Here is an 11,381-nt window from a genome sequence, read left to right on the forward strand (position 1 = left end):
TTACAGTTTTTTCATAACGATTAACTATTCTATTTTAAGAAGACCTCACAAGCGGTACATTTTTTGCAAAACCTTGCAAAATTTCCATGAAACTTGACCGCTTTTTTCTCGCATTGCCTTGTATTCACCAAATTCAGCCCCATAACTGGCAAATCTTAACTTAAATATAAGGAACAAAAAATGGCATTAGATTTCAACTCAGTGAAATTCGACAGCGTAGAAGCAAAAGGCGGCTATGGTATTGGTTTACAAATTGGTCAGCAACTTTTAGGTAGCGGAATGGACGTAGATGCAGAAGCGGTCGCACGGGGTATCTACGATGTGTTAAATCAAAACCCACCTGCATTAGATTTAAACGAAGTGACACAAGCACTTCAAACATTAAGCCAACGTGCTGAAGAAGCTCAAATGGCAGCATTCAAAACATTAGATGAAGAGAATAAAGCGTTCTTAGAAGAGAACAAAAAAGCAGCAGGCGTGAACACCACTGAAAGCGGTTTACAATACGAAGTATTAAGCGAAGGCACAGGCGAAACACCAAAAGCAGACAGCACCGTTCGTGTTCACTACACAGGTTCTTTAATTGACGGTACGGTTTTCGACAGCTCAGTAAAACGCGGCACACCAGCTGAATTCCCAGTAAACGGCGTGATCAAAGGTTGGACTGAAGCATTACAAATGATGCCAGTTGGCTCAAAATGGCGTTTAACTATCCCTCACGAATTAGCTTATGGCGAACGAGGTGCAGGTGCATCAATTCCTCCATTTGCAACATTAGTATTTGAAGTAGAATTGTTGGATATTCTTTAATTTCTCTATAACTCACAAAGAAAGGCGAACATCATGTTCGCCTTGTTTCCCTCTATCATCTATCTATATACAATATCATTCCAGCGTAATTCATTTTTCAATGAAGCAAGTTCTGTTTTGCTATTGATATGAATAAACTCTATACCAAAAAATTCTGCAAAAATACGTAGCATTTCTGCATCAATATCTAAGCTAAATGCACTATGATGCGCTCCGCCAGCTAAAACCCAAGCTTGGGTTCCAATATCAAAATTAGGTTGTAATCTCCAGAAAGCATGTCCTACTGGCAAATTAGGCATTTCATACGGTTTTTCAATAGCATCAATATCTGCCACAATCATTCTGAAATGATTTCCCATATCAACAATGGTTGTATTTACCGCAGGACCAGATTTTGAAGTAAAAATTAAGCGAGTTGGGTCATCTTTACTGCCAATACCTAATGGCTTAATATCTAATACAGGTTTTGTCTCGGCAATCGATGGGCAAACCTCTAACATATGTGCCCCTAAAACCACTTCATTATTTTCATCAAGGTTATAAGTATAATCCTCCATAAAAGAAGAACCTTTCGGTAAGCCATAACTCATCACTTTGACCGCACGAACTAAAGCTGCTGTTTTCCAGTCGCCTTCAGCACCAAATCCATATCCTTGCTCCATTAAACGTTGAACAGCAAGCCCAGGTAGCTGTTTTAAACCATTAAGATTTTCGAAAGTATCTGTAAATGCTTTAAATCCACCTTGTTCTAGAAAGGCTTTTAGCCCCAATTCAATACGAGCATTATCGAGAAGTGCTTTGCGTTTTAAACCGCTTGCTTGCAAGCTTTCTACTAATTCATAACTTGCTTCATACTCTTTAACTAAAGCAGATACATCTTCCTCTTTTATTTTTTCAATCGCATCGACTAATTGATATACGCCATATCCATTTACGCTATAACCAAATTTAATTTGAGCTTCAACTTTATCGCCTTCAGTTACTCCTACTTCACGCATATTATCGCCAAAGCGAGCCACTTTGAGGTGTTTTTGGTCATAAATGGCTGCAATAACACGCATCCAGCGATCTAATTTTTGTTTTACTGCCGAACTTTGCCAATGCCCAACAACGATGGTTCTCGGCTTACGTAAGCGAGCTGCTAAGAATCCAAACTCACGATCACCATGTGCGGTTTGGTGTAAATTCATATAATCCATATCAATGTCATTCCAAGGAATGTTTTGGTTAAATTGAGTATGGAATTGTAATAGCGGTTTATTCAATTGAGATAAACCTGTAATCCACATTTTTGACGGTGAAAATGTATGCATCCAAGCAATCAAACCCGCACATTGATCAGTATTATTTGCTTCTTGGCAAACGGAAAGCATTTCATCGGGCGTTGTGGCTACTGCTTTTAACTTAATTTGGATAAATGGGTTTTGTTGATTTAAGTAAGAGGTAATTTGCTCTGCGTTTTTTTTCACTTGCTGTAATGCTTCTGCACCATACAAATGTTGGCTTCCTACCACAAACCAAACTTCAAGTTTTTTAATAAATTCCATCGTACGACTCCTGATTAAATATCAATAAATAAGCTAATGGTTTATATGTCCCAACTTTATTGCTTCTTTTTCAATAGCAATACCTTGAACATAACGCTGTATAAATTGCTTATACCCCTCTATCATTAATGGTTCTGGTTCACTAATAGAAACAGTTGTGCGTTTAAATATATTGTCATCTAAATATTGCTCTAAAGATTGGGTTGATGCGTAATCTAAATAGTTAGCGAGTAACGCAATCCCCCAAGCTCCCCCTTCTGACGCAGTATCCATTACCGCAATAGGTACATTAAGAGCGGATGCTAAAATTTTTGAAGCCACATTAGGGGTTTTGAAAATACCGCCATGAGCAAGAATTTGCGTAATCTCTACTTTCTCTTGCTTCATTAAAATATCCATACCCAATTTCATTGCCCCAAAAGCACTATACAAATGAATGCGAATTAAATTAGCTAAATTGAAATGACTTTCTGTTGGATGGAGAAATAGAGGGCAACCTTCCGCTAAACCGACCCCGTGCTCTCCAGAATAGAATCCATAAGATAACAAGCCACCACAGTCATCTTCACCGTTTAATGCATGCTGGAAGAGTTTTTCATAAAGCACTTCCGCGTTCTGCTCTGCACCAAATAAAGTCAAGCATTCACCAAAAATATTCACCCACGCATTAATATCTGTCGTACAGTTATTAGAATGAGCCATTGCAACAAGTTTGCCTGTAGGCGTTGTAACCATATCCAGTTGCTCATAAACATTAGAAAGGTTTTTTTTCAACACTATCATGGCAAAAGCAGAAGTTCCCGCTGAAATGTTGCCAGTGGTTTCTTTGATACTATTGGTTGCAACCATACCTGTGCCTGCATCCCCTTCTGGCGGACACATGCAAATTCCTGCTTGTAATTGACCGCTTGGATCTAATAATTTAGCTCCTTCTTCAGTTAAATAGCCCGCACATTCACCTGCCTTTAATACTTTAGGTAAAAGTGCTGAGAGCTTCCAAGGATATTGATATTCCGCAACTAAATTATCAAACGAATCCAACATGGATTGATCATAAGTCTGTATTTGCGAATTAATCGGGAACATTCCCGAGGCTTCGCCAATTCCTAATACTTTTTGACCGCTTAACAGCCAATGCACATAGCCGCTTAACGTAGTTAAATAATCAATTTGAGCCACATGCAATTCTTGATTAAGAATAGCTTGATAAAGATGAGCAATACTCCATCGTTGAGGAATATTGTAGTTAAAAAGAGCAGTTAATTTTTTGGCTGCATTTTCCGTAAAGTTATTACGCCAAGTACGAAATGGCACAAGTTGATGATTTTGGCTATCTAACGGGATATAACCATGCATCATTCCACTAACACCAATCGCCTTAGCTGAAGTAATAGATACACCATATTTTTCTTCAACTGAAAGTCTTAGTGACTGATAAGCACTTTGCAATCCTTTTAAAATAGCGTCTTGAGAATATGTCCAAATACCATTAACAAGTTGGTTTTCCCAATTAAATCCACCTGTTGCCAGAATATGACCTTGAGCATCAATCAGGACAGCTTTAATACGGGTTGAACCAAATTCAATACCGATAGAAACTTCACCATTTAGAATAAGTGCTTTTCCTTCTTGCATACTATTCCTCCCATTTTCTTAGGTTTGAATACATAAGATATTGATATGCAATTTGCGGAAATCTTAGCCTTAAATAGAAAGAAAAGTTAGAACCAAAGCTGCTATTTATATGGATAAAATAGCTACTCATTCTAATTTGTGAGGTAGTTCAAAAATAAAAAAATATCGCTAATAATTCTCCTATTAGCGATACATAAATAATTATTTTAGTATTTAAAATCAAATAGATACTTATCTTGAATTACGATATTCGGATGGGTTCAATCCTGTATGCCGTTTAAATAAGCGTGAGAAATAAAGTTGATCGTCATAGCCTAATTGTCGTGCAATATGATAAATCGGTGCATTAGAAGCGTGTAACAAATATTGTGCTTTGATCATTCTTTGCTCTTCTCGCCATTTAATAATTCCAGTTCCTACTTGTTTAACAAAAAGATGAGCCAATCTTGATGGTGAAAGATGAATATTAGAAGCAATTTCGCTAATACTGTAATTTTTGTCTAGATTATCGGTAATAAAATGACAAGTTGCTAAAATGCGGGAATCCAATAATCGTTGCTTATTAGAAGGATCTAATTTGAAGCATTTAATAAGAAGTTGCTCTAATAAACACATTGACATCTCTTCACTAAGTAACTCATTTGAATGATATTCTCTTTCGATTAATTGAAATAATTGAAGAATGTTTTGGTAAGTTTGAGGATCTGTAATCATAAGCCGACCAACATGATTAAACGTATCACTCCAATTTAGCCAATTTAGCCATAAGGCTCTTGGTCGGAAATAAATCCATTGATGATGCCACTCTTCTGCATCATCAGCTCTATGATAATAATGTACAGCATTCGGAGGAAATAATAACAAATCACCAACAGAACAATCAAAGGCACTCTTTCCGCTAAAAACAGTGCCTTTACCTTTGATCGTTAGATTAATAATGTACCCTTTCATTCCATTCGGACGGTTAATAGCAAAATCTAATGCTTCTCCTTTCTGAATTGGGGTACAACCCGCCACTAAATAGGCTCCAAAATTATAACCTGGTAGTAACGGGTTAAGTTGTGCATTCACTTCATTTTCTTTCATGTTACTCTTGCTATACGTTGATGAATTTTTGTTTATATTTATCAAAAATTACCGCAATAAGCAAAATTAATCCACGCACAACATATTGAGCAAATGGGGAGATATTCAACAAATTCATCGCATTTTCGATAGTACCGAGAATTAATACCCCTGCAATAATGAATGAAATTTTAGCCACACCACCATTTAATGATACGCCACCAAGCACACAAGCTGAAATTGCGACTAATTCAAAACCAATTGATGTCATCGGTTGTCCACTTGTCATACGAGCTGCAAGAATCACACCAGCAAGAGCGGAAACCAAGCCTGACAACACAAAAATAATTAGTTTAGTACGATCCACATTAATTCCAGCCAAGCGAGATGCTTCTTCATTACCCCCGATAGCCAATGTATTACGCCCGTAAGTCGTTTTACTTAATAGAAAACCGAAAATGGCAATACAGATAATCGTAAAGATAATGGGTAATGGAATACCGAAAATAGCTTCGTAACCAATATCAAAAAATTCTTCAGTCGTAATACCAACCGCTTTACCATCCGAAATAATATAACCTAAACCTCTAGCAATCTGCATCGTTGCAAGTGTCGTAATCAGAGAGTTAATTTTTAATTTAGCAATCACTAATCCGTTGATCAAGCCAATTAATGCTCCTAAACCTAACCCAGCCGAAACACCAAAGAAAATATTCTGTGTTTGATTTAGCACCACAGCAGTAACAACACCTGCACAAGCAATTACAGAAGCAACTGACAAGTCAATTTCACCCGCAGCAAGGCAGAATAACATGCCGCATGCAACCATACCGCTCATCGAAATTGCTAAACCAAGTCCTTTCATATTAATTGCCGTTGCAAAATTAGGAATAAAAATACAAGAAGCAATAAAAATAACAAAGAAAATCAACAACATTCCATAGGAATTCCAGATTTTATTTAGCAAACTGACATTACGTTTTTCCATTGAATTTACATTACTCATAGTAAATCTCCAAAATTAACTTGTTATAGACTAAGCAGCTTAACTTTCTACCATTGCAAGCTTCAGAATATTTTCTTCGGTAGCATCTTCACGCTCTACAATGCCCATAATTTTCTGGGCCCGCATGACCATAATACGATCGGATAAACCAATAACTTCTGGTAAATCACTCGATACCACAACAATGGCTAATTTCTCATCAGCTAATTTAAAAATAAGGTCATAAATTTCAGATTTTGCCCCAACATCAATGCCTCGAGTAGGTTCATCTAATAACAACACTTTAATATCTTCTGATAGCCAACGCCCTAAAATTGCCTTTTGTTGATTACCACCAGATAAATTAACAATAAGTTGCTCAATAGATGGGGTTTTCACATTCATCTGCCGACGTTGTTTTTCCGCATTTTCCTTCTCCCATTTATCATTAATGATAAATTTCAAGAAATTATGAGAGCGGCGAGCACTAATATTGATATTTTCACCCACAGCAGCGGTTGGAATAATACCTTCTTTTTTCCGATCTTCAGGACAAAGTACAATCCCTTGTTCTATCGCATCTTTCGGTTTATTAATTCGGACCGATTGCCCATCTAATTCAATCGTTCCTGATGTCATAGGATCTGCCCCAAAGATAATTTTTAATAACTCTGAACGTCCTGCACCTACTAATCCAAATAACCCTAGGATTTCACCAGCTTTAACGTCTAAGTTAAAGTCACCTTTGAGTTTAGTACCACTAAGAGCGGTCAATTTTAGGCGTGTTTTTCCAATTTCACGGGGACGGTAATTATAAATATCGCCAAGGTTTCGCCCAACCATGCTACGAACTAATACATCGTTATTAATTTTGCTCAAATCAGAAAAAGTTTCGACATACTGTCCATCTTTCAATACAGTAATTTCATCACTAATACGGAAAATCTCTTCCATACGGTGAGAAACATAAAGAATAACCTTACCTTCCAATCTTAACTCGTTAATAACGCTAAATAGCTTTTCAATTTCTGGTGCTGAAAGACTACTAGTCGGCTCATCAAAAGCAATGATCTTAGCTCCACGACTTAACGCTTTCGCAATTTCAATCATTTGCCACTGACCGATAGAAAGCTCTTTTAATGGCGTATTCGGTGAGATATTGAGATCTAATTTATCTAAATAACGCTGTGTCCTTGCAACTAATTCCTTTTTATCGACCAATCCAAATGCATTCGGTAATTGCCCAAGACAAAGGTTTTCAGCCACTGTCATTTCTGGAACAATATTCAGCTCTTGATAGATAATAGCAACACCTGCAAGTAAAGCTTCTTTAGTATTCTTAAAGGTCATTATTTTGCCGCCAATCGATAACTTACCGTCTGTTGGCAAATAATTACCGCTTAAAATCTTAAGCAATGTTGATTTACCTGCACCATTTTCTCCCATTAATGCATGAACTTTACCTTCATAACATTTAAATGAAACATGTTGCAAAGCTTTAACACCAGGGAAGGTTTTACTAATATCATCAAATTCTAAATAAGGAATCTGCATATCGAACTCCTATTTCTAGTTAACTTAGAAAGGTACTACTGGTATTCAGAACCGAATACCAGTAGTGCTATAACTCTTATAAACCTTTTTTCGCAAGTTCTTCTTTAAAATTATCGCGTTTTAAGAACACAACATCTTTTACTGCAACATATTTTTCAGGCTCAACACCATCTTTTACCCATTTATATAATGCTTCAGTACTGCTATATCCATGAACATCTGGACTTGGTAATAAAGAGCCAATAAATCCTGTTGCATTTGGTTTAGAAAGCTCATTCACCGCATCCACGCCATTAATCCCAATACCAACAACATTTTCAGGTTTAAATCCTTGCCCTTCTGTAGCACGCACTCCACCTAACACCGTGTTGTCATTCATACCAACAATCAGCCAATTTTTCACTTCAGGATGTTGTACTAACATAGAATTGGCTGCATCTAATGCACCTGGAATATCATTGCTTTTAGTCGGTGATTTATAAATTTGTTTTTCAGGGAATCCATCTTTGATTAAAGCAGAAATGGCTCCTTCCGTACGTCTGCGAGCAGTATCTAATTCATCTGCTGTAATAGCCAATACTGCAGTATCTTTTACATCCCATCCTCGATTCTGCATCTCTTTATATAATTCTTGACCTTGACGCTCACCAATTTCTGTTGCAGCCATCATAATCAGAGGAACTTTTGTCATTGGTTGGCCTGCTGCATTTAAGAATTGATCATCCACCGCAATCACTTTTAAATCATAAGAACGCGCTTTCGCCATAATCGCAGGTCCTAAACGTGGATCAGGTGTGCAAATCACAAACCCTTTTGCACCGCTTGCAGCTAAATTATCGATGGCATTTAATGTTTTTTCGCCATCAGGAATTGCCATTTTTATGATTTCTAAATTACCTATATCTTTCGCAGCTTTATCTGCAAAAGCCCATTCTGTTTGGAACCAAGGCTCTTCAGGTTGTTTAACCAAATAACCTAACTTAATTGTTTCTGGAGAGCTAGAATATGCTAGATTGGAGCTTAATCCAGCAACAGAGAGTACCGCAGTTGCCATAACTGATTTAAGAAAAGTTCTTTTAGTAAATCTCATATTGATTCTCCTATTTACTTAAATTATTTAATTAAATCAATGAGTTAATATCACCGATTATATTGCTTATTGATAAAGCAAAATCATCATAATAGATTTTTTATGCAAAAAAGGAGATCTAGATCACATTATAAATTTATAGCAATTTACTCCATATATTCAGCAAATAACTCCTATAAAAAAAGCGAACATCGTGTTCGCCTTATTTTGTACTTTCTTGAGCACAAATAAATCACCAACAGTGTTAAGCCCGCCCCACACCGTACACCACAATCCAACTCCAATCGGCAAGCGTCGGCGGGAAAAAGTTTGATTGGTTAAACCATAACGAAGGAGGAAGCAAGGCAATCGGAAAAAATGAAATCTAACATTGAAGAAGTGAAAGCACGCGGCGGTCAATTATTTATCTTCGCCGACCACGATGCAGGCTTAGGCTACAAAACTTTGGTGTTCCCGAAAGTTGATGAAGTAACTGCTCCAATTTTCTACACCGTACCACTTCAACTACTCTCATACCACATTGCGTTAATTAAAGAGACTGATGTAGATCAACCACGTAACCTCGCGAAATCGGTGACGGTTGAGTAATTAAAGAATAAAACAAGCGGTCATTTTCCCAATGTCATTTGCAAAATCGCTGAGGAAAATGACCACTTTTAATTAAGAACTTATTTATTTCGTTCTCGTTCCTGTTTTAGTTTTTCAAGCTCATCTCTAGCTTCTCGCCATTCAGCAGATTTAGTTTCAAACTCACGTTTTGCATTATCTCTAGCTTCTTTTCCTGACTCAGAGGATCCAGCAAAAGTCTTATAAACAGCTACACCGCCTTTCCAAAGTAAAGAAAAGAGGTCAATAAGAAGATCATCACTCGTTTTTTTCATATATCTACCCATATTAGATAATTATGAACGGCATTTTTTACACCAGCTCTGATTAGTCGCAGAACCAGTATTAATTGTACGATAGCCAAATTTTTCTTGTAACTCTTGTGCTGTATGAGCTGTTGCGCCACATTTAGGGCAAGTATGAGGTAGATTAATTGTACCTTACATAATTTCTTCCTTATAAGTTGTTCTTCAATATGTTTTACTTGTTATGTCAATAACAAGTAAAAGAAGTATACTTCTTTGGAAAATCAGGCATAAAAAAACCCTCCAGCATTGCTGCTAGAGGGCTTAATATTGATTTGCTGATTAAGCTACTGCTTTCTCAACAACACGAACTAAAGTGTGTGCTTTTGTTTTTGAAACAGGACGACATTCCTTGATTTCAACTACATCACCTAATTTAGCTTCGTTGTTTTCATCGTGTACGTGTAATTTAGTTGTACGACGGATAAATTTACCGTATAACGGGTGTTTTACCGTGCGTTCAATCGCAACAACAAATGATTTGTCCATTTTGTCGCTGACTACTTTACCTTGTACTGTGCGAATTTTATCAGTCATTACTCACCCGCCTTCTCGGTTAATACAGTTTTAACTTGTGCAATACTACGACGCACTTGTTTTAACTGGTGGGTTTGTTGAAGCTGACCGGTGGCTGCTTGCATACGCAATTTGAATTGTTCACCTAAAAGGTTTACTAACTCAGCATTCAGCTCTTCAACATTTTTATTACGTAGTTCTTGAGCTTTCATTACATCACCGTCTTAGTTACAAATGTGGTTTTCATTGGTAATTTCGCTGCCGCTAATGCAAATGCTTGACGTGCGATTTCTTCAGAAACACCATCCATTTCATATAATACTTTACCCGGTTGGATTAAAGCTACCCAGTACTCAACGTTACCTTTACCTTTACCCATACGGACTTCTAATGGTTTTTCAGTAATTGGTTTGTCTGGGAACACACGGATCCAGATTTTACCTTGACGTTTAACTGCACGAGTCATCGCACGACGCGCTGCTTCAATTTGACGTGCTGTTAAACGACCACGACCAACTGCTTTTAAACCGAATGTACCGAAGCTCACTTCAGTACCGCCCGCGATACCACGGTTACGGCCTTTGTGTACTTTACGGAATTTTGTGCGTTTTGGTTGTAACATTCAGTGATTCTCCTTATTTACGACCTTTGCCACGTGGCGCCTTTTTAGGCTGTGCCGCTGGTTCTTTTTCAGATTCGATCACTGCCGCCATACCACCAAGAATTTCACCTTTGAAGATCCACACTTTAACGCCAATTACGCCGTAAGTTGTGTGAGCTTCTGCAGTGTTATAATCGATGTCTGCACGAAGAGTATGTAGAGGTACACGACCTTCACGATACCATTCTGAGCGAGCAATTTCTGCACCACCTAAACGACCGCTAACTTCAACTTTGATACCTTTAGCACCTAATTTCATTGCGTTTTGTACTGCACGTTTCATAGCACGGCGGAACATAACACGACGCTCAAGTTGAGAAGCGATGCTATCTGCTACTAATTTTGCATCTAGCTCTGGTTTTTTCACTTCAGCGATGTTGATTTGTGCTGGAACGCCTGCGATTTTCGCTACTGCGTTACGTAATTTTTCAACATCTTCGCCTTTTTTACCGATAACGATACCAGGACGAGCTGTGTGGATAGTTACACGAATGCTTTTCGCAGGACGTTCAATAGTGATACGTGATACTGAAGCGTTCGCTAACTCTTTGTTTAAGAATTTACGTACTTTGAAGTCGCCGTCTAAGTTATCAGCGAAATCTTGTGT

Annotated in this window: 12 protein-coding genes and 1 pseudogene; 2 read left to right on the forward strand and 11 right to left on the reverse strand. The window is 37.6% G+C overall.

What is annotated here, in order from left to right; genetic code table 11:
- Positions 1–180 precede the first annotated feature (180 nt).
- On the forward strand, positions 181–810 hold the full coding sequence (locus KH943_RS02470) for an FKBP-type peptidyl-prolyl cis-trans isomerase (RefSeq protein WP_304107177.1): 630 nt from the start codon (positions 181–183) through the stop codon (positions 808–810).
- Positions 811–869: 59 nt separating this feature from the next.
- Here KH943_RS02470 and araA read toward each other — a convergent pair whose 3' ends face one another.
- From araA to KH943_RS02500, 6 genes are all read right to left on the reverse strand, one after another.
- The gene (araA, locus tag KH943_RS02475; RefSeq protein WP_304107180.1) at positions 870–2,357 is read right to left on the reverse strand and encodes an L-arabinose isomerase; all 1,488 of its coding nucleotides are present in this window, start codon (positions 2,355–2,357) and stop codon (positions 870–872) included.
- Positions 2,358–2,390: 33 nt separating this feature from the next.
- Positions 2,391–3,992 (reverse strand): xylulokinase, encoded by a 1,602-nt coding sequence (locus tag KH943_RS02480; protein ID WP_304107182.1) that lies wholly within the window; start codon positions 3,990–3,992, stop codon positions 2,391–2,393.
- A gap of 231 nt (positions 3,993–4,223) precedes the next feature.
- Entirely contained in the window at positions 4,224–5,078 is an 855-nt protein-coding gene (gene araC / locus KH943_RS02485) for an arabinose operon transcriptional regulator AraC (RefSeq protein WP_304107184.1), read from the reverse strand.
- Positions 5,079–5,088: 10 nt separating this feature from the next.
- Positions 5,089–6,063 (reverse strand): L-arabinose ABC transporter permease AraH, encoded by a 975-nt coding sequence (gene araH / locus KH943_RS02490; protein WP_304107187.1) that lies wholly within the window; start codon positions 6,061–6,063, stop codon positions 5,089–5,091.
- Between the two features lie 39 nt (positions 6,064–6,102).
- A complete protein-coding gene (gene araG, locus KH943_RS02495; RefSeq protein ID WP_304107190.1) occupies positions 6,103–7,596 on the reverse strand; it encodes an L-arabinose ABC transporter ATP-binding protein AraG in 1,494 nt (497 codons plus the stop codon).
- 76 nt (positions 7,597–7,672) lie between these two features.
- The gene (locus KH943_RS02500; protein WP_304107192.1) at positions 7,673–8,686 is read right to left on the reverse strand and encodes an arabinose ABC transporter substrate-binding protein; all 1,014 of its coding nucleotides are present in this window, start codon (positions 8,684–8,686) and stop codon (positions 7,673–7,675) included.
- A 351-nt stretch (positions 8,687–9,037) separates the two neighbouring features.
- On the opposite strand from KH943_RS02500, the pseudogene KH943_RS02505 reads away from it, so the two are divergent.
- Positions 9,038–9,274 (forward strand): annotated as a pseudogene (locus KH943_RS02505) (glutamine--fructose-6-phosphate transaminase (isomerizing)); the annotation flags it as partial.
- 80 nt (positions 9,275–9,354) lie between these two features.
- Here the strand turns inward: KH943_RS02505 and KH943_RS02510 are convergent.
- From KH943_RS02510 to rpsC, 5 genes are all read right to left on the reverse strand, one after another.
- Positions 9,355–9,567 carry a hypothetical protein gene (locus KH943_RS02510; RefSeq protein WP_304107195.1) on the reverse strand — a complete coding sequence of 71 codons (213 nt, stop codon included), beginning with the start codon at positions 9,565–9,567 and terminating at the stop codon, positions 9,355–9,357.
- 312 nt (positions 9,568–9,879) lie between these two features.
- Positions 9,880–10,134: a 30S ribosomal protein S17 gene (rpsQ, locus tag KH943_RS02515; protein WP_005706413.1), complete on the reverse strand. Its 255-nt coding sequence runs from the start codon at positions 10,132–10,134 to the stop codon at positions 9,880–9,882.
- On the reverse strand, positions 10,134–10,325 hold the full coding sequence (gene rpmC, locus KH943_RS02520) for a 50S ribosomal protein L29 (RefSeq protein ID WP_005706394.1): 192 nt from the start codon (positions 10,323–10,325) through the stop codon (positions 10,134–10,136). The genes rpsQ and rpmC overlap by 1 nt, the downstream gene beginning before the upstream one ends.
- A complete protein-coding gene (gene rplP / locus KH943_RS02525) occupies positions 10,325–10,735 on the reverse strand; it encodes a 50S ribosomal protein L16 (protein ID WP_005706445.1) in 411 nt (136 codons plus the stop codon). Before rplP ends, rpmC begins: the two co-directional genes overlap by 1 nt.
- Positions 10,736–10,748: 13 nt before the next feature.
- On the reverse strand, positions 10,749–11,381 hold a 633-nt coding region (gene rpsC, locus KH943_RS02530; protein WP_304107202.1), incomplete at its 5' end, for a 30S ribosomal protein S3.

Origin of the sequence: Haemophilus parahaemolyticus, assembly GCF_018373095.1 — a bacterium.
In the GTDB taxonomy this organism is placed as follows: Bacteria; Pseudomonadota; Gammaproteobacteria; order Enterobacterales; family Pasteurellaceae; genus Haemophilus_A; species Haemophilus_A parahaemolyticus_A.